Genomic DNA, 18,013 nt, shown 5'->3' with positions numbered 1-18,013 from the left:
GTCATTCGGCGGGCACGAGAGCGGCAGCGACAACGCTGTCCCGCGCTTCGAGCTGGCGGCGAATTTCGGTGTGCCGGCGCGCATCGAGCGGAAAGCCCAGCATGAGCGCGGCGGCGATGGCGTGGGCAATTGCAGGCCCGAGGGCGAAGACCACGATCAGCCAGCGCAGCGCCTCTGGCGTGTTGGCGGCGGCCTTGGGATCGAAGCCGAGCGAGGCGACCAGCGGCAGCGCGATGCCCACGGCGATGGCCCCGCCCAGCTTGATCGAGATGCCGAAGACCGAGAAATAGAGCCCGGTGCGGTCCTCCCCGGTGGCGAGGCGGTGATGATCGGCGATGTCGCTGACGATCGAGCGCAGCATTAGGTTGCCAGAACCCTGGCTGAGGCCCTGCAGCGCGGCTAGGAGCAGCATCAGCCAGAACCGGTCTGCCGTGACGAAAAGCAGGCCGAGGTTGATCGCGGACTGGACCAGCTCTGCCGCCACTGCGCCCCGCGATTTGCCGAGCGCGGTGCCGACGCGCTGCCAGATCGGAGCGGCTAACACGCCGAATGAATACTGGAACAGGAACATCCCCGCCGCCCACTCGGGCCGGCCCAGCGCGAACGTCACGACGAAGAGCAGCAGCCCGGTGCGCACCCCCTGCCCTGCGGTCACGGCGGCATCGGCGGCCAGCACGCGCAGCAGCAGCGGATTGCCGAGCACGGCCTTCAGCCCGGCGCTTGCCGAAAGCGGGCGTTCAAGCGCGGGTGGGGCGATATCGGGCACGGCGGTCAAGGTCAGCCACAGGCCGGGGAGCGCGGTGGCCAGCACCAGCGTGCCGAACAGGGTGAGCCGCAGCTGCCCATCACCGGGGCGGAGCTGATCGGCAATTGCGGGCAGCACCAGCGCCAGCACCAGCGCGCAGGACGAGAGCAGCGTGAACAGCGAGGCGATGCGTGTGCGTTGGTTATAATCGCCGCTGATCTCGCCCGACCAGGCCATGAGCGGCGTGGAAAGCGCCGAAGCACCGCAATAGTAGAGCGTCACGCCGAGCCCGACCCATGCCGTGCTCACCCCGTCAGGCGGAAAGAACAGGATCGCGCTGCCCGCGATGAACAGCACCCCGCCGCCGAGGATCCACGGACGGCGGCGGCCCAGTCGGCTCTGCGTGCGATCACTGAGCGAGCCGACCAGCGGATCGAGCAGCGAGTTTACCGCCTGCCCGGCAAGGAACAGCAGCCCCAGCGTGGCGAGCGGGATGCCATAGTGGCGCGAGAGCAGCGCGGGCACATAGGCCATGACCGGCTGGGCGGCGGCATAAAGCGGGATCACCAGCGCGCTGAAGCGCAGCAGACGCCATGTGGAGTACGCTGGTCCGGAGACCGGAGCCGCGAACGCAGAGTGGAGAGGATGCATTGTCACGGCTCCGGCCTCCTTCCCGCCGTCAGAACCGCGTGCGGAAGGTGGCGCCGAAGGTGCGCGGTTCGCCCACCTGTCCGGTCACCACGCCCGTCGCCGCGGGGCTGAGGCTGAGGTAGTAGTCCTTGTCGAGGAGGTTCTTGGCCCAGATCGCGAGATCCCAGACCCCGCTTTCCGCGCGCAGACCAAGCCGCGCGTTGATCAGGCCGTAGCCTTCGATCCGGGCCAGCTTCGAGTTGCTCGACGAGGTGTTGAAGCTCGACCGGTATGACCAGTCGATATGCGAATAGACGCTGACCGTGCCGCTTACCGGCAGGTTGCCGTCAGCACCCAGCGTATAGGCGAACTTGGGCACACCGGGCAGTTGCCGGCCGCCGAGGTCCGCCGCAACAAGGTTGGGCAGGCCCGCACGCACCGGATTGATCTCGGGCGCAAGCGGCGCATTCGTATAGGTTACGTAAGTTGCCTCGGTATAGCTGGCCGAGGCATTGAACGCGAAGCGGTCGCTTGGTGCGAAGCGGAAATCGCCTTCCACACCCTTCGAACGGACCTTTGGAATGTTCGCAATATATTGGCGGCTGACACCGATCACCACCGGGTCGGTATCGGTGATCGCGGTCTGGTAGTCGCTGATCTCGGTCCAGAAACCGGCAATGTTCAGCGTCGCGCGGCGATCCAGGAACTGCGACTTCAGGCCCAGTTCGAAGGAATCGACCTTTTCGGGCCGAACGCTGGGATCGGTGATCGTCACCGGCAACTGTGTCAGGTTGAGCCCGCCAGACTTGTTGCCCCGCGCATACGTGCCGTAGACCAGCACGTCCGGCGTCACCTTCCAGCTGAGCGTGGCCTGGCCGGAGAGGTTGTCGTCCTTGAGCCTTGTCTCGAACAGCGGGATCACGCGGTTGAAGGCTGCGCGGATGCCCAGGATCGCGGTCTTGGCGGCATCCGGAAATGCCGTGATATCGGGGGCGCTGGCCACCCATTGCTGGAACGTGCCGGTCTTGTCCTCATGGGTGAAGCGCAGGCCCGTCGTCAGCGTGACGGTGGGCGTCACGTGCCAGTCGGTCTGGCCGAACACCGCGAACGACTTGGTGCGCGGCTCCGAGGTGGAATTGACCTCGTAGCCATTGAGCGCCGCATTGCTGATGGCGGGGGGCGCTGCGGGCAGGAACCATGTGGGTGCCGCCGCGCCATATCCGGTGGCACCATAGCCCCGGATCGTCTGCCAGAAGTAGTAGGCGCCGATCACGTAATCGATCGTCCGATTGCCCTGCGAAGCGAGGCGCACTTCCTGGCTGAACTGGCGCTGGCGATTGGCCTGCTGCGCCTTGACGACGACCGGGAGCGACGTGCTTTCGCCGTCGTTCGCCGGATCCCAGTCCCACCAGCGATAGGCCGTGATCGCGGTGAGTGCCGCGCCGCCAAGATTCCAGTTGATCTCGCCCGAAACGCCGTAGCCCTTCATGTTCGCCTGGTAGTGGCTGTCTGCCTCACCGATCCGGTCAAAGGCGTTGAAGCTGGGCAGCGTGTAGCCGGGTAAGCGCGCGGTGCGGACGGAGAAACTGTTCGGGATCGGCGCGCCATCGGTGTAGGTCGCGGTGTTCGAGACGAACAGGTTCAGCACGTTGTCCTGCTTCTGGCGCGAATAGTCGCCGATCAGCCGGACCGAGAGATCGCTCGTCGGGGTAAACAGCAGCTGCGCGCGCAGGGACGCGTTGTAGTAGTTCTGGGCTCTGGAATTCTGCGTCTTGTTGAAGGTGAAGCCGTTGTTCTGGCTGATCGCGCCCGAGACGCGCACCGCCAGCTTGTCCGGAATGATCGCGCCGCTGGCCGAAGCCCGCAGCTGATAGAACCCGTAGTTGCCGACATCGGCCCAGCCGGAAAACTCGGGCGTGAAGCTCGGCTTGCGGCTGGTGATGTTGATCACGCCCGAAGTGGTGTTCTTGCCGAACAGCGTGCCCTGCGGCCCGCGCAGCACTTCGAGCGCTTCGAGATCGACAAGATCGAACTGCGTGGTGCCGACGCGGCCATAGTAGACGTTGTCGATGTAGAAGCCGACGCCGTTCTCCAGCCCGTCGTTGGTCAGCGCGACGTTGGAGCCGAGGCCGCGGATGTTGATGTTGGTGTTGCGCGGGTTGAAGCTGAACACCTGCAGGCTGGGCACTTGCGCCTGGATCTGCGCCAGCGTGAAATCACCGCGCCGTTCCAGTGCGGCAGCGCTCACCACGGAAACGGCGAGCGGAATGTCCTGCACCTTCTCCTCGCGGCGGCGCGAGCCGGTGACGACAATGGCACCGCCGCCGTCTGCGGACGTGATTGCGGCATCATCGGGAGCCGGAGCGGGTACTGCATCCTGCGCAAACGCCGTGGGAGCAAGCGCCAAGGCTGCCCCCGCAGCGCTGGCCAGAAGAAAAGAACGCGAGACGAAAGACATTTGAAAATCCTGCAATGAAGAGGGCATGGCTGGCAGGCTCCGCGCACGCTGAAGGGCGCGCGGATCGCTGGCGGCAGAATGTGTCCGTGACTGAGCAGCCGACACGGCAGCGCAGCACGAGCGGGACGGAGAAGACCGCGCGGAAACGAGCGCGTGCGATGCCTCAAGGCATTGGTGCTCGTTCGGTCAGGTCATGAAGGTCGGACTATCGATTGCCGCGGGATGACCCGTCCGGCAGAGCTTCAGTCCGAGCTGGTAACGGCGCTCAGGCGAGCGCAGGCATGTTGTGCATCGTATCACCTCGTCGTGGAGGGGATCACGATACCTGGCGGTGTCGCCCCAGCATCGCGCGCTTTAGCGGTTGGTAACGCGGAGCAAGCTGCATCCCGATCAAAGGCCGCGGATCAGGTCCCTGTTGTGTGAACGGATGGCCTGATCTCCATGGCCGTTCGGGTAATGTCTACCTATTGCGTTGAGTTCAGCACGTCAAGCAGAAGCTTTTCTGTCCGGCGCAGCAGCGGGGCTTTCGCGCGCGGGATTCGCTCACGGTAGCCCCCTTGCTGCGTCAGGCCATATGCCCCCCGCAATTGGCATGCAGGACCTGCCCGGTGATGACCGAAGCACGGGCCGAGGCAAGAAACAGCACAGCCTCGGCAATCTCGTCCACTTGTGCAAGGCGCCGAAGCGGCAAGGCCTCTGTCACCGCGCGCACCGCGCCGGTCTGGTCGGACTCCATCAGGGCGCGCACGGTCTCGGTCATCGTGGGGCCTGCGGCGACGGCATTGACCCGCACGGCGGGTGCCAGTTCAGCGGCAAGACTGCGGGTCAAGGCCTCCACGGCCGCCTTGCTCGCGCTGTAGGCGGCAAGGCCCGGTGTCGGGAACCGGGCGGCAGTGGAGGACATGTTGACGATCGCGCCGCTGCGCCGAGTCAGCGCGGGAATGGCCGCGCGGCACATCCGGAAGGTCGTGCCGATATTGGCAGACAGCGTCTGGTCGAAATCGGCATCGCCCGTATCCGCCACCAGCGCGGTCGGATACCAGCCTGCGATATTGGCGACCACATCGAGGCCGCCAGCCAGCCCTTCGGCAGCGGCAACCGCCCGCGCCGCGATCTCGGCGCTGTCGGCATCGCCTGCGATTCCAAGGTGCGCCTGCCCCGGCCCCGCTGCCAGCGCATCGATTGCCGCCTGAAGCCGCCCGGCATCGCGTGCCACACCGACGACGCAGGCACCTCGCGCAGCGAACATGCGCGCCACGGCAAAACCGATCCCGGACGAGGCACCCGTGACCAGCACCGTCCTGCCGTCAAACTCGCGCTCCATGGCGTTATATTCCCCCCTGGGCGGTTCAAACGGGCGCGGTGGTCACGTGTCCGTGCTGGTCGATCACCATGCGCACGATCCGGTCACGGCCCGAGCGATCACACAGGCCGACATAGTGCACCCGCTGACCGCGCAAGACGCCGACAGCCTGATCCCCAAGCTGATAGATGTGCTGCCCATGCGCGGCCCCGACCCATCCGCCGCCCGCCAGCAGTTCGAGCGAAACCGCAGCGGCAACCCATTTGCGCACCCGGGGACGGCGCAGCCATTCGCGAATGCGCCGGTAGAACGTATCGGCATCCTCGCCCGGCAGCGGCCGGACCAGCCCGAAGAACACCAGCCAACCGCGCACGATCGCCGTCACATGCGCAATGATGAGCGCGGCGATCATGCAGCACAGCACGGGTCAGATCACCGGCACGAGCGTCAACTGGCTGCGCTTGTCGAGATCGAACAAGATATTCGCCTGTCCCTGGGCATCGGCGATCAGCGCCTGCCCGGTCTCGACCACGCGGTAGCCTCTGCCCGGCTTAAGACGGCCAAAGCCGAGCTCGGTCCGGACCGGTTCGCCGCCGGCACGCAGCACGAGTTCGAGCGCCTGACCATCGCTCACCGCGCGGGTCACCAGCACCTCGGGATATGTCGCCCTGGTCAGCAGCGGACCGGTCTTCCACGCCTCGGGGAGGCCCTTGTTGACCATGTCGCGCACCGTGTTGCGGCGGGTCCATGTGAGCATGTCCGGAAGATCGGCGCCATTGCGTTCGGCCAGCGCGGCGCGGGTGGCCGCGATGATCTCCTCGTCGCCCATTTCGAGCGCGGACCACAGCACCATCGTCAGCGGGTTCATTTCCGGCCACTGGTCGAACGAGAAGTTCGCCGGCTTGCGCGTGTCCCAGCCCAGCGGCAGCAGTTTGAAATCGAGGCTGCCATCGGGCCGCGTCTTGATGAAGTCCTGCTTTAGCACCTGCCACAGGCGCTCCGCCTGCTCCGGCGCATGCGGGGTCAGGAAGCGGATGCCCCATGTCTCGCCAAACAGGCCGGAGAGGCTGGGCACCTGGAAGCCGAACGGCGTCGAGGTGCAGACCTTGATGCGGCCATCGGCCATCATCATTTCCTCGGTCATGGTCTGCTCGAACCGGTCATGGACCGGGCCAAGCAGGTTCGTGCCGTGGCGCGCATCGTGCAGCGCCAGCGAGGTGCGGCCGACGAGGTTGCACATCGAATAGACCCAGCGCGGCTCGCACGGGAACCAGCCGAGATCATAGCGCTGGTAATTCTTCTGGACTTCCTTGAGCAGCCCCTCGTGGTTGTACGGGAACGCAGTCCGCTCGTCCCAGCGGAAGGTCAGTTCGCCGGGCGCGGCAAAAGGCGACGTGCCGCTCGCAGTCTCGAACAGGCCCAGCGAAACGCCAAGGAAGCCCGAGAGCATGATGTTGTCGATCTCGACCGGATTGCGCGAAATCTGGAAGTTGCCCCAGAGGCTTTCCCAGAACCAGTAGTTCCAGGTCTTGCGGTCGATATGCTTGCGGATCAGGTTTTCCTGCGCCGTATTGAGATAGCCGTGGAACGCGGGAAGCTGGGTGTACTGGCCGAACGCCAGGTTCCAGCTCATCGTGCTGATCTGGTAGCGCAGCGCGCCGTCCTGCCACGTATCGTTCGTGGTAAAGCCGCTCCAGCTATCGACCGGCTGAAGCGCAAGATCGAGCATGCGGCGGTATTCGAGGATCTGGCCGTCCGTCATCTCGGGCGAGGCTTCGATCGGGGCTTCGCGCAGCACCGGTTCGGCCTTGGCGAGCATCACGTTCAGATCCTTGCCCCGCGCCTGCTGCTCGGCAAAGCGGCGGCGGCGTTGCAGCCCGAGGTAGCCGTAGATCGCTCCTGTTCCGGCCGGGATCAGGTAGGCCATCGCGCTGACGCCCTCCCCGCCTTCAATCCATGCAGCCGAAAGCAGCGCCGTGCCGACGAGCACGCCGGGAGGCCCGAGGATCACGCCGCGCGCCCACCAGATGAAAGTGATCACGGCAAAGCAGGCGAGAGAAACCAGCGCACCAAGCACGCCGACCACGCCGCCCGCATAAAGGAACCCGCCGCCCGGAAAGATCAAGCCAAGCCCGAAGGCCTGCCACTGCGCGCTCATGCCCAGCAGCACCGGGGCCAGCCCGGCGAGGAACAGCGCCGTCAGGCCGATCTGGAAGCGGCGGATGCGATAGGCGGTCAGCGGCCCGTTCGGCTTGAGGCGTTCCGGGATCGGCGGGATCGCGGCCACGATGGGCTTTGCCGCCCCGCTGCCATCCAGAAGGCCGTCCACGATCGCTTGCGTCGCCATATGCTGTCTCCCGAAACGCGCGGCTGCTGTTTTATCGCAAGCCCTGATTCGCTTATGTATATCGTACTACGATTCCGTCATACGGAAAAACCCCCGGAGCGCTTGGGCGATCCGGGGGCTTCGAGGGACCTCAGTAGCGGTAGCTGACCTGGATACCGTAGGTTCGCGGCATCCCGGAGAAGCGGACGATCGAGGCCAGAGTGTCCTGCGTGTTCGTCCAGTAGTAGGTATTGCCGACATTGCGGACAAAGCCGCCCAGCCGCACCTTGCCATCGTTGAACTCAAGCCCGGCGCGCAGATCGACAAGCGTGTAGGCGCGCATGTCGAAGCGTCGGTCCGCCGTCACCCCCAGCGTGGTATTGGTGTTCGCCAGCGCCGTGGTCGATTGGCTGTTGTGGGTGACCGAAACCCCACCATAGGCCTTGGTCGTATCGCTGACCGGAGCCTTGTATTCGGCATCCCCCGTGAGCGTGAACTCAGGCGCATAGGGGAAGTGCTGGCCGGCAAAGTTCTGCAGTTTGCCGAGCGCGTCATAGCCGGTGAAGTCGGTGATCTTGGTCTTGATGTAAGTCGCGCCCATGCTCACCGTCAGCCCTTCGACCGGGCGGGAAAGCAGCGAGGCTTCGACACCCCACAGATGGCTCTTGGGCACCTGGACGAGGCCGTCGAGCGTGCCGAACACCGGATCAGGCAGGCGGCCGCGCAGCTGCTTGTCCTGATAATCGTAGTAGAACCCGGCGGCGGTCAGCTCGAGAGCGCGGCCCGCAATCGGCGCCTTGAACCCGGCTTCGTAGGCCAGCACCGATTCCTGCTTCACCGGCGCATAGCCGCGGAAGCTGGCCACCGATGCCGTGGGGAAGCTGCCTTCCTTGTAGCCCTTGCTCACGCGAACGTAGAGCAGCGTGCCGCCATCGGTCTTGTAGTTGAGCCCGGCATTCCACGAGACGTTGTGCTCGTTGAGCTGCTGCTTGAGCGCATTGGGGCCATAGGGCGTGAAGGTCGGGTCGAAGGTGATGCACTCCCCTTCCTTGACCTTGGTGCCGAAGATCGTGTTCCACCACACGGCGGTGTCCCCGCCGAAATCGTGCGTGCAGCCCACGAAGCTGCGCTTGCTATCGGTATAGCGCGCGCCGCCAATCAGGGTGAGGCGCGGTGTGATCTCGTATTCCGCGTTGAAGAATACGCCCAGGTTGCGGGTATCCTGCGCGGAATCGTTGTAGGTCAACACGCCGCGCGGCGCACCGGGGATCATGTAGAGCGGGTTCGACGACGGGCCCTGGCTGAAGTTGTAGAACAGCCGGTCATACGTGTCGGCGCGGTTGTAGTTCCCGCCGAGGATGAAGGTCAGCTTGTCGAACTTGCCGCTGATGCGCAGTTCCTGGTTGAAATTCTTGATGTGGCCAGTGGTGTTGGTATCGGCGGAGGCGAACCGCGCACCATCGAAATCCTGCACCGAATCCGTCTTGTAGGACGAATAGGCCGTGATGCTGGTCAGCGTGAGGTGGTCCGACAGTTCGTAGTCTGCGCGCAGGCTTGCCTGCCAGAACGAGTCGTCGCGCCGCAGCGGACGACCGAAGATGCCGTAGCTCCAATCCGCCGCGCGCGCATTTTGCGGAGCGCGCGGATAGTTCTTGAAGTTGGTCGCATCCGGGCTGCCGCACGTTCCGGCAACCGAACCGGCGCAATTGTCCGACTGGAGCTGCGCCGCCTGCGTATCACCCTTGTCGCGCCAACCATTGACGTTGAGCGCCAGCTTGAACCGCTCGCTGGCCTCGATATCGATGATCGCGCGGCCCTGCAGGAGGTTCTTCTTGCCGAGCTCGTCCTGGCGGGTGTAGCTGTACTGCCAGTTGCCCGATTGCAGCGTCCGAACCGCGAGGCGCGCCTTGACGGTCTTCGACAGCGGCCCGCTGACGAAACCGGCGATGTCACCCGTGCTGAAATTGCCGTAGCTCGCGTCCACACCAGCCGAGAACGTATCGGTCGGCTTGGCGACGACATAGTTGATCGCGCCGCCGGTCGTGTTCTGGCCGAACAGGGTGCCCTGCGGCCCCTTGAGCACTTCGACACGCTCGATATCGAACGCCGCGCCGCGCGTGGTGGCCGAGAACGGCAGAGCGACTTCGTCGGTGTAGACCGCCACGGTCGGCGATGCCGAAAGCGTGGTTTCATAGAAGCCGACGCCGCGCAGCGTGTAGACCGGCGTGTTGAACGGCGAAGGCTGCACGGTCAGGCCGGGGACGATCTTGCCCAGATCGGTGGGCGACGTGATGCCGCGCGCAACCAGCGATTCGCCGGTTTCCGCCGTGATCGAAAGGCCGACATCGTTGATCGACTGGCGGCGCTTGTTGGCCGTGACGATGATTTCACCGTCGCTGGCGGACGCTTCCGCCGCAGCCTGAGGGGCGGTTTGCTGGGCATTTGCGGCTGAAGCAGCACCGAGCGTGGCCAGCGATACTGCTGCGGCCAAGAAGAATTTCCTCTGCATCATTTTCTGCATCCTCCCGTTTTTTGATTTCACGAACCGGCTCGGGACCCGCTTCGCCTGGATCGTCGGGATATCTCGCGCGGTTAAGCATCTGTCAATATCGTTCGACGATTTCGTGACACGAGAGCGGCGGATAATTTTGTACAGAACTCGACGCCGCCACGAAGTGCGATTAGAACTGCGAAGAACCAGTACGATCGGGAAGGCAGCGAATGGCGGCGAAGGCACCCAGCAATGACATCGAGGCAGAGCCGGGCGCGCCGGAGAGCGTGAGCAGCGCGGCGGACAAAGTCAGCGAAGCGATCATCCGCGGCATCCGTTCGGGAACATTCGTGCCGGGCCAGCATCTGGTCGAACCCGACCTCACCCGCCGCCTCGGGATCAGCCGCGGGTCGCTGCGTGAAGCCCTGAAGCATCTTGGCGCCGAAGGGATCGTCACGCTCAACCGGTTTCGCGGCGCCTACATTGCCTCGCTCGACAAGAAGGCGATCCTCGATCTGCTGCAAACGTTGGAACCGCTGTGCTCGCTGGCGGCTCGGCTTGCCGCCGAACACTGCGACACACCCGAAAAGGCGCAGCTCGTGCGCGATGTTGCGGCCGAGATCGACGAGGCCAATCGCGCCAAGAACCGCGCCCTCTATCTTGAACGGCGGCGGCATTTCTATTCGGTGATCGTGGAGATCGGCGGCAACCAGGAGCTGGAACGCGCCATGCCGCTAACCCGGACGGATCTGTTCCGCGCCCAGATCGAGCCCGTGCAATCCGACAAGCAGCGCAACCGCCACGCCTCGGGCTACAGCAAGATCGCCAAGGCCATCGCCGATCGCAATCCAGCCGCCGCAGTCCGCGCGGTCCAGCGCCATTTCGCCGGCACCATCCAGACGATCGAGGAACTGCCGGACGGGACGTTTCACAACATGATTGCCTGACCGCCCGTCAAAATTACTAGACGAAATCGTAGGACGGTTTTACCACTGACTTCGGGAGCTAGATCAACCTGAAGGCAGCCTGATGATTCGAATCGTGGCGATCTACCCGAACACGGCAGGAAGCCGTTTCGATGGGGCGTATTACGCCGGCCAGCACACCAAGCTGGCCCGCTCGCTGCTCGAGCCGCTCGGCCTCCTCGGCATTTCGACACTTCTTGGCAAAGCCGCGCTCGATGGCGCGCCGCCGCCCTTCTGGGCCATCTCCGAAATGCATTTCCCCACGCGCGAGGCGTTCGACAGCGCCATGGGTGCGGCCGGGGAAGCGCTGTTCGCCGATCTTCCCAACTACACCGACACCGCGCCCGTGCTGCAGATCGCCAGCGCGGCCTGAAATCATCATGCAAAAACAATTGGGAGCCTGAACATGGAACAGATCTTGCGCAGCAATGCGCCGCGCTTCGTGCGCAATGCCATGGAAGACATCGGCATGATCACTGCGCTCGATGAATTCCTGAACCACCAGATTGTCGATACCTTCGCCTCGGTCAGCACGTCCGAGCACAGCTGGACCGAGAAGATCTGGAGCACGATCGTGCGCAAGGATGGCTCGATGGGCATCGATTTCGGACTTGGCCGGTATCACAATCGCGGCATTCTGGATGGCTGGGCCGCCGTCTCGCGCGGGGCCGAACAGTGGACCGTGCGCGCCAACCGCGAACTGCGCGATGATCCGCTGATGACCGAAGTCGGCCCGCTGACTTACGAGATCATCGAACCGCTGCGCCAGGTACGCTATGCGCTGGCCAGGAACGACATCCAGCCGATTGCCTATGACATCACCTTCACTGCCGAAATGCCGCCGTTCTTCGAGGATCGCCACAAGCAGCGCGAAAAGGACGGCTTCCGCGTCGGTTCCGACGTTATCCGCTACCACCAGATCGGCGTGCCTTCGGGCTGGGTCGAACTGGAAGGCCAGCGGATCGAGATCAAGCCCGAGGAATGGACCGAGTACCGCGACCACTCGTGGGGCACCCGGCTCGATGTCGGCGCGAACAATGCCGATATTCGCCCGACCTCCGATTTCGGCGCGGCGCGCTTCGGCGAAGGCGAATTCGTCCTGATCTGGAGCCCGTTCATGGTCATCTCGCCCACCGGCGAGAAAACCGGCTATCACATCTATCACCAGACCAAGCAGGGCCGCGTGTTCTACTCCTCCGGCTATCGCAACCTGCCCGATGGCACGCAGGAAAAGATCAGCCGCGTGCGCCCCGAACTCAAGTTCGATGACGTCACCCGACGTTTGCTCGGCGGCCGCCTGCACTTCGACATGCAGCAGGGCGAAACCCGCACGATCGAGGTCGAAGTCGCCGGTCCCGCCGGTGTCCACCTTGGCCCCGGCCTCTATCTCGGCTTTGATGGGCGAAAGCACGGTTCGTGGCACGGCCCGCTCACGGTCGAGGGCGAATACATCGCCAACACGCTCGACCGCGAAACGCTAAAGCGCATCCGGCAGGTGCGCGATTGCCCGATCAAGGTGCGCGAGGGCGATTCCGTTGGTTACGGCATCATGGAATCGATCATCCACGGCGCGCATCCCGATCTCGGCCTCACCGCCGAAAACACGCTGATCTGACGGCGATGGCACGCGACACACAGGCCCTGGCGGCAGGGCTGCGGCACTGGCTGAAAGACCGCGGCGAACGCATCACCGGCGTTCGCACGCTGTCCGCCGGACATTCGAACGAGACTTATCTGGTCGAGGGGATCAACGAGATCCTGCGAATGCCGCCATCGGAAGAGGGCCTGCTCCCGCCTTACGACATGGTGCGCCAGCACGAAGTGCTGACCGCCGTGGCGGGCGCGGCCCCCGCCGTTCCGCTCCCGCCGATCCTCGAACTCTGCACCGATCCGGGCGTGCTGGGCGACCAGTTTTTCCTGATGGGCTGCATTCCAGGCGAAGCCTTCGAATACAGCGTGCCGGACTGGCTCGCCGCCGATCCAGTCGACGGCGCGGACCGGGTCTGCACCCAGTGGTTCGATGCCGTGGCGGCGCTTCATGCCATGCCCGTCTCGGCCATGCCGCCGGGCGGAAGGACGGTGCAGGAAGAAGCCCAGCACTGGCTCACCGTTTCGCAGGAATCGGATGCAGACCCGCGCCTTATCGCGATCCTCGAAAACCTGGTGAAGTCTCCGCCGCGCACCTCCGGCCCGGCCACCCCGGTCCACGGCGATCCCAAGCATGGCAATTGCCTGTGGCAGGACGGCAAACTGACCGGGCTGCTCGATTGGGAAATGGCCCAGATTTCGGAACCCCTGCTCGATCTCGGCTATATCCAGCTGTTCCACGATCAGGGTGAGGCCTCGCTTGCCGATGCAGGCTTCGAGCTGCCGGGCTGGTGGTCGCCAGCCAGGATGACCGAGGAATGGGAAAAGCGCACCGGGCGCAACGCAGTCGATGTGAACCGCTATGTCGTTCTGGGGCAAGCCAAGATCTCGGCGATCATCTCGGTCGGCGCGCACTTGTTCAACAGTGGGCGCATCGCGGACCCGCGCTTCCAGGCCTTCGGCGCAGTGCTTCCAGCTTATGTCACCTTGCTGGACAAGCGCGCGCAGGCCGCTGGCTGAAGCGCGGCAACAGGCACAAAAAAGGGGGGGCGAACCACGGCGGTCCGCCCCCCTTTTTTTCAGCTCACGCTCAGGCGGCGGCAAAGGCGAGGAGGCTGTCTCCGTACTCGACAAGGTCGTTGGCCGCCGCGCCAAGCGCGAGCACCCGTCCGCCATCATGCGCGAACACATCGGTCTTGCGCCCCAGCACATCGATGCGGGCAACAAGGCCACCCGGTGCAACCACATCACCCACCGCGCAGCACGGCTCGAACAGCCCGAGGTGCGGGGCTGAAACCACGGCGCCCTGCGTGTCGTCGCTCGCGGGCGCAGGTGCCGCTGCCAGCATCGGATTGGCCGCGCCGTCCGGATGGGCGAAAAACACTTCCAACGCGGTGCTGCGCAGATGGAAATCGCGCAAACCCGCCTTCTGGAACTGCCACAGCAGGGCGCGGATATCCTCGATTGCGGTCTCCATCCGCTCAGTCCTCCAGCGCAACGAGCAGCGCGGGCAGCACCGGCTCGGTTATCATGGTCCGCACACCGGCGCGGCGCACGGCGCGGGCGATCTCGACATTGGCGAGCGCCGAACCGCGCGCGGCGGCCTTGCCGGTCAAGGCTCCGGCGAGATCATCGACCGAGCCTTCCGCCAGCAGCAGATCGACATCGACGGCATCGGCGGGAGTCCCCTCGCCCGGATGCTTCACCGTAACCGGGCTGCGTTCGCGCGCCCACTGGATGAGCCGCGAAAGGCGCGGATCTTCTGCCTCGCGCGGAGCCTCGGTCGGCAAGGCGCCATCATAGACTTTGCCGGTCGCGCCATCGACGGTGACCAGACGGCCAACTAGCGCCAGCGCACCCGCCCCCGTGCCCACCACGCAGGGCCGCCCGAGCGCGCGGCTGACGACCGCCGCATGCGAAGTTGATCCGCCCTGCTCGGTCACCACCGCGCGCGCGGCGATCATGCCGTGCACGTCATCAGGGCTGGTCGTGGCGCGCACCAGCACCACGGCTTCGCCAGCCGCCGCGCGGCGCTCGGCCTCATCGGAATCGGCGACCAGAATGCCGGTGGCAACGCCGGGGCATGCCCCCTCGCCCGCCAGTAGCAGCTGCGCATTCTCTGCGGCCCCAGCCGCCAGATGCGGCAGCAGCAAAGTGGCGACCTGTTCGGCGCTCACGCGCGAAAGCGCGGTTGCCGGATCGATCCGGCCTTCATCGACCATATCGACCGCAAAGCGCACCGCAGCCGCAGGCGCACGCTTGGCCGAGCGCGATTGCAGCAGGTAGAGCTTGCCCATCTGCACGGTGAACTCGATATCCTGCACATCGGCGTTTTCGGCCTCGAGCAGCGTGCTTGCCGCCAGCAGAGCGCCGTGGGCTTCGGGCACATGCGCGTGCATGGCCTCAAGCGAAAGCGGCGTGAACTTGCCCGAAACCACATCCTCGCCCTGCGCGCGCGGCAGGTATTCGCCGTAGGGCACCGGATCGCCCACGAGCGGGTTGCGGCTGAACAGTACGCCCGTGCCGCTGAGCTCGTCGAGATTGCCGAAGACCATGACCTGCACCGTGACGGCTGTGCCCAGATCATGCGGGATGTTGTTGTGCTCGCGGTAGCGCTTGGCGCGCCGGGTGTTCCAGCTGTCAAACACCGCCTGCACCGCCCCGCGCAGCTGCGCGCGGCCATCAGCAGGCACTTCGCCGCCCGCCTTGGCCACTTCGGCGCGCCAGCTCGCGGGGTCGGCATCGTGCGCCAGTTCCACCGGCGATTTCAGCACGATGGCGCTGTAAAGCTCCATGAAGCGGCGGTGCGTATCGCGGGCAAACGCGGGCAGACCGGTCTCGCTCGCGAGCGCGGCTTCGCCGGCGTCGTCAATGCCGAGATTGAGCACCGTATCCATCATGCCCGGCATGGAAATCGCCGCACCAGAGCGCACGGAAAGCAGCAGCCGCTTGTCGCCGCCCGCAAAGCTGCGGCCGGTCTGCGCTTCGAGCCACTCCAGCCCACCAGCGATCTCGTCTTCCAGACCCGCCGGAAAGCCGCCTTCAGCCAGATAAGACAGGCAGGCCTCGGTCGTGATCACGAAGGCGGGCGGCACATGCAGGCCAAGCGCGGCCATGCGCGCGACCGACCAGGCCTTGCCGCCGATCAACTTGCGATCCGGCAGCGCGCTGCCGTCGAGATGGAGTACCCAGCGGTTCACGGTCATTCCTCGCGCTCGCGGCCCATGATCCGCAGCAGTTCCTCGTGCAGCTCAAACCACACGGTGTGGTAGGAATCGCGGCGGATATCGCTCACCCATTCCGCTTCGCCATCTTCCGCCGCCTCGAGCGCGGCGAGCAGCTTGTCGGCATAGTACTTGAGGCGCGGCAGCTTTGCGGCAAGGCGGCCCAGAATGCCCTCGGCCTGTTCGTGCAAGCTGCCGAGGCGGTCGATCACGGCGGCATCGTGCGCCTTGTCGCTGTGATCATTCGCGACCTTCGCGCCGCCCACATCGAGCGTCTGCCAATCGGTGATGATCTGCTTGAGCGTGCGGTTGATCCGCTCGAAGCCTTCGTAGGCGGCGACGAAACCTTCATCGGCGCGCAGATGCGTGAAATAGCGGGTGTAGCGCGCCTGGAGCGCGACCCCGGCCAACGGAGTGAGCGCGAAAGCCCCCTTGGCCTCCATTGCGCGCCCGCCGGCAACCGCCTGTTCCAGCACCGCCTGCGCGCGTGCTTCGGGCACACCGGCAAGATGGGCAATGGCGGCAAGCGGCGCGTGGCGCTTGATCGCGGCGGCGTGGAACACGAGATCGCGTTCGGGCATACCTGCAGTCGTTGCCGTGCTCATCATGCCCCCTCCCCGATCAACCAGACCCGGCCGACACGGTCGGTGCCCGTCTGGTAGTCTTCGGTTGTCTTGGCCTGTGCTGTCGCCTCGATCACGATGCGGTCACCCTCGCGGATGCCGGTGACCTTGGCGTTCATCAGGCAGGGGATGTTGTATTCGCGCGTCAGGATGCCGAGGTGCGAACGGACCGATCCGCCCGCGCAGATTACCCCGGCGAACTGGTCGATAATCGGCGCGGTCAGGGTGCCGCCCGAATCGTCGATGATCGCGATCGATCCGGCGGGAACGCCGTTCGTCAGCAGTTCCATCACGCGTTCGTTGGACCGCACGTAGAGCGCAGTGCCGGTCACGTCGGCGGGGTGGCGAACCACGTTGTCACCCACCCCGCGCAGAGCCTTGCCAGCGGCGTCCGGCTCGCCTTGCGGCGCTTCGGGATGAGCGAACCCCTCGCCGCTTTCAGCAGCCCCGTCGGCAGGTTTGTAGGCCTCGGGACGCTCGGCCACAGAGGCGCGCGAGGACCAGTCGAAGCGGTAGCCGGTCGCCAGAATGCGGCGCTCGACATCTTCCATGTCCGCCGCCGTAACCGCATCCGAGCCCTTGAAAACAAAGGAATCCCAGTCCTGACCGGAAGCGCCGAAACGCTCCCGCACTTTCTCGCGCACAAGATCGAGCACCGCCTCCACCAACGGGGTCGCCGGGGGCGCCGCATACTGGATATCGTCAATCGGCAATTTGTCGGCAGCCATGCAACAACCCCTGCATCCTCGTGGCTCAATGCATTGCCGATGCGGCTCACGCTGTCAACAGGATTGGATGAAATCGTCGGACGATCTTGACGACATACGGGCGCTGGCATACGCCTTGATCAGACCCTGATCCTGAACGGAGTGCCAAGCAATGCCAGTAGCCAACCCGCGTGTCCTGCTGGTCAACGACGACGGCATCGATGCCCCCGGCCTTGTCATGCTGGAAAGCATTGTCCGCCGCTTCACCGACGATATCTGGGTCGTCGCGCCCGACGAGGAACGCTCCGGCGCGGGCCACTCGCTCGCGACGACGCAGCCGATTCGCGTCCGCCAGCGCGATGAGCGCCACTTCGCGATCAAGGGCACGCCGACCGACTGCGCGTTGCTGGCGATCTACGAGCTGATCGAGGGCAAGCGGCCCGATATCCTGATTTCAGGCATCAACCGCGGCCCCAACCTCGCCGAAGATATCACCTATTCGGGCACGGCCGCCGCCGCCATGGAAGGTGCGCTGCTCGGCATTCCCGCCATCGCGCTCAGCCAGTTCTTCCGGCCACCGGCCGCGGTGCAGTGGGACACGGCGGAAATGTATGCAGGCCCGGTCATCGAAAAGCTGCTGCAACTCGAATGGACGCCGGGCCTGTTCGTCAACGTCAACTTCCCGGGCTGCCCCGCCGGTGAAGTCACAGGGATGCGCGTCACCACGCAAGGCCAGCGCCCGCCGGGTGCGTTCATTCCCGAACGCCGCGTCGATGTGCGCCATGTGCCGTATTACTGGATCAAGATCATGCTGCCCGACGGCGGCCACGCACCGGGCAATGACCTTCAGGCCATGCTCGACAAGGAAGTGTCAATCACGCCAATGCAGCTCGAAATGACCTGCCACCCGGCGATGACAAAGCTCGAGGCGCTGTTCGGTCAGGCGTGACCCCG

At 65.1% G+C, this 18,013-nt stretch carries 15 protein-coding genes; 5 read left to right on the top strand and 10 right to left on the bottom strand.

What is annotated here, in order from left to right; all coding sequences use genetic code 11:
* Position 1 precedes the first annotated feature (1 nt).
* The 6 genes from CFE35_RS00210 to CFE35_RS00185 form a co-directional block, all read right to left on the bottom strand.
* Entirely contained in the window at positions 2-1,396 is a 1,395-nt protein-coding gene (locus CFE35_RS00210; RefSeq protein WP_292927742.1) for an MFS transporter, read from the bottom strand.
* Positions 1,397-1,424: 28 nt separating this feature from the next.
* Positions 1,425-3,833, bottom strand: coding sequence for a TonB-dependent receptor (locus CFE35_RS00205; RefSeq protein ID WP_292926727.1), 2,409 nt, complete (start codon positions 3,831-3,833; stop codon positions 1,425-1,427).
* A 565-nt stretch (positions 3,834-4,398) separates the two neighbouring features.
* Positions 4,399-5,157 (bottom strand): SDR family NAD(P)-dependent oxidoreductase, encoded by a 759-nt coding sequence (locus tag CFE35_RS00200; RefSeq protein WP_292926725.1) that lies wholly within the window; start codon positions 5,155-5,157, stop codon positions 4,399-4,401.
* Positions 5,158-5,182: 25 nt separating this feature from the next.
* Positions 5,183-5,548 (bottom strand): hypothetical protein, encoded by a 366-nt coding sequence (locus tag CFE35_RS00195; RefSeq protein WP_292926723.1) that lies wholly within the window; start codon positions 5,546-5,548, stop codon positions 5,183-5,185.
* A gap of 15 nt (positions 5,549-5,563) precedes the next feature.
* Positions 5,564-7,483 carry a hypothetical protein gene (locus tag CFE35_RS00190; protein ID WP_292926721.1) on the bottom strand — a complete coding sequence of 640 codons (1,920 nt, stop codon included), beginning with the start codon at positions 7,481-7,483 and terminating at the stop codon, positions 5,564-5,566.
* Between the two features lie 130 nt (positions 7,484-7,613).
* A complete protein-coding gene (locus tag CFE35_RS00185) occupies positions 7,614-9,953 on the bottom strand; it encodes a TonB-dependent receptor (protein ID WP_292926719.1) in 2,340 nt (779 codons plus the stop codon).
* Between the two features lie 230 nt (positions 9,954-10,183).
* On the opposite strand from CFE35_RS00185, the gene CFE35_RS00180 reads away from it, so the two are divergent.
* From CFE35_RS00180 to CFE35_RS00165, 4 genes are all read left to right on the top strand, one after another.
* Positions 10,184-10,900 carry a GntR family transcriptional regulator gene (locus tag CFE35_RS00180; RefSeq protein WP_292926717.1) on the top strand — a complete coding sequence of 239 codons (717 nt, stop codon included), beginning with the start codon at positions 10,184-10,186 and terminating at the stop codon, positions 10,898-10,900.
* An 82-nt stretch (positions 10,901-10,982) separates the two neighbouring features.
* Positions 10,983-11,291, top strand: a complete 309-nt coding sequence (locus tag CFE35_RS00175) for an EthD family reductase (protein WP_292926715.1) — start codon at positions 10,983-10,985, stop codon at positions 11,289-11,291.
* Between the two features lie 33 nt (positions 11,292-11,324).
* Positions 11,325-12,533, top strand: coding sequence for a hypothetical protein (locus CFE35_RS00170; RefSeq protein WP_292926714.1), 1,209 nt, complete (start codon positions 11,325-11,327; stop codon positions 12,531-12,533).
* Positions 12,534-12,538: 5 nt separating this feature from the next.
* Complete coding sequence (locus CFE35_RS00165; protein WP_292926712.1) at positions 12,539-13,525, top strand: phosphotransferase family protein; 987 nt, start codon at positions 12,539-12,541, stop codon at positions 13,523-13,525.
* A gap of 70 nt (positions 13,526-13,595) precedes the next feature.
* Here CFE35_RS00165 and CFE35_RS00160 read toward each other — a convergent pair whose 3' ends face one another.
* Genes CFE35_RS00160 through CFE35_RS00145 form a run of 4 tightly spaced genes read right to left on the bottom strand, consistent with a single transcriptional unit; the run spans position 13,596 to position 17,080 of the window.
* Positions 13,596-13,982, bottom strand: coding sequence for a hypothetical protein (locus tag CFE35_RS00160; protein WP_292926710.1), 387 nt, complete (start codon positions 13,980-13,982; stop codon positions 13,596-13,598).
* A 4-nt stretch (positions 13,983-13,986) separates the two neighbouring features.
* The gene (locus tag CFE35_RS00155) at positions 13,987-15,711 is read right to left on the bottom strand and encodes a pyruvate, phosphate dikinase (RefSeq protein ID WP_292926708.1); all 1,725 of its coding nucleotides are present in this window, start codon (positions 15,709-15,711) and stop codon (positions 13,987-13,989) included.
* On the bottom strand, positions 15,708-16,334 hold the full coding sequence (locus tag CFE35_RS00150; RefSeq protein ID WP_292926707.1) for a hypothetical protein: 627 nt from the start codon (positions 16,332-16,334) through the stop codon (positions 15,708-15,710). The genes CFE35_RS00155 and CFE35_RS00150 overlap by 4 nt, the downstream gene beginning before the upstream one ends.
* Positions 16,334-17,080 carry a PEP-utilizing enzyme gene (locus tag CFE35_RS00145; protein WP_292926706.1) on the bottom strand — a complete coding sequence of 249 codons (747 nt, stop codon included), beginning with the start codon at positions 17,078-17,080 and terminating at the stop codon, positions 16,334-16,336. The genes CFE35_RS00150 and CFE35_RS00145 overlap by 1 nt, the downstream gene beginning before the upstream one ends.
* Before the next feature lie 151 nt (positions 17,081-17,231).
* On the opposite strand from CFE35_RS00145, the gene surE reads away from it, so the two are divergent.
* Positions 17,232-18,008, top strand: coding sequence for a 5'/3'-nucleotidase SurE (surE, locus tag CFE35_RS00140; RefSeq protein WP_292926704.1), 777 nt, complete (start codon positions 17,232-17,234; stop codon positions 18,006-18,008).
* The last annotated feature ends 5 nt before the right edge of the window (positions 18,009-18,013 follow it).

It is taken from the genome of Novosphingobium sp. PASSN1 (assembly GCF_002278815.1).
Note: the sequence above shows the minus strand (reverse complement) of the source record. Positions and strands in the feature narration are given on the sequence as shown.

What these genes read in the sequence shown, in the direction of transcription:
- CFE35_RS00210 (WP_292927742.1), bottom strand. Translation starts at nt 1,396, where the DNA reads ATGCATCCTCTCCACTCTGCGTTCGCGGCTCCGGTCTCCGGACCAGCG.
- CFE35_RS00205 (WP_292926727.1), bottom strand. Translation starts at nt 3,833, where the DNA reads ATGTCTTTCGTCTCGCGTTCTTTTCTTCTGGCCAGCGCTGCGGGGGCA.
- CFE35_RS00200 (WP_292926725.1), bottom strand. Translation starts at nt 5,157, where the DNA reads ATGGAGCGCGAGTTTGACGGCAGGACGGTGCTGGTCACGGGTGCCTCG.
- CFE35_RS00195 (WP_292926723.1), bottom strand. Translation starts at nt 5,548, where the DNA reads ATGATCGCCGCGCTCATCATTGCGCATGTGACGGCGATCGTGCGCGGT.
- CFE35_RS00190 (WP_292926721.1), bottom strand. Translation starts at nt 7,483, where the DNA reads ATGGCGACGCAAGCGATCGTGGACGGCCTTCTGGATGGCAGCGGGGCG.
- CFE35_RS00180 (WP_292926717.1), top strand. Translation starts at nt 10,184, where the DNA reads ATGGCGGCGAAGGCACCCAGCAATGACATCGAGGCAGAGCCGGGCGCG.
- CFE35_RS00175 (WP_292926715.1), top strand. Translation starts at nt 10,983, where the DNA reads ATGATTCGAATCGTGGCGATCTACCCGAACACGGCAGGAAGCCGTTTC.
- CFE35_RS00170 (WP_292926714.1), top strand. Translation starts at nt 11,325, where the DNA reads ATGGAACAGATCTTGCGCAGCAATGCGCCGCGCTTCGTGCGCAATGCC.
- CFE35_RS00165 (WP_292926712.1), top strand. Translation starts at nt 12,539, where the DNA reads ATGGCACGCGACACACAGGCCCTGGCGGCAGGGCTGCGGCACTGGCTG.
- CFE35_RS00160 (WP_292926710.1), bottom strand. Translation starts at nt 13,982, where the DNA reads ATGGAGACCGCAATCGAGGATATCCGCGCCCTGCTGTGGCAGTTCCAG.
- CFE35_RS00155 (WP_292926708.1), bottom strand. Translation starts at nt 15,711, where the DNA reads ATGACCGTGAACCGCTGGGTACTCCATCTCGACGGCAGCGCGCTGCCG.
- CFE35_RS00150 (WP_292926707.1), bottom strand. Translation starts at nt 16,334, where the DNA reads ATGAGCACGGCAACGACTGCAGGTATGCCCGAACGCGATCTCGTGTTC.
- CFE35_RS00145 (WP_292926706.1), bottom strand. Translation starts at nt 17,080, where the DNA reads ATGGCTGCCGACAAATTGCCGATTGACGATATCCAGTATGCGGCGCCC.
- surE (WP_292926704.1), top strand. Translation starts at nt 17,232, where the DNA reads ATGCCAGTAGCCAACCCGCGTGTCCTGCTGGTCAACGACGACGGCATC.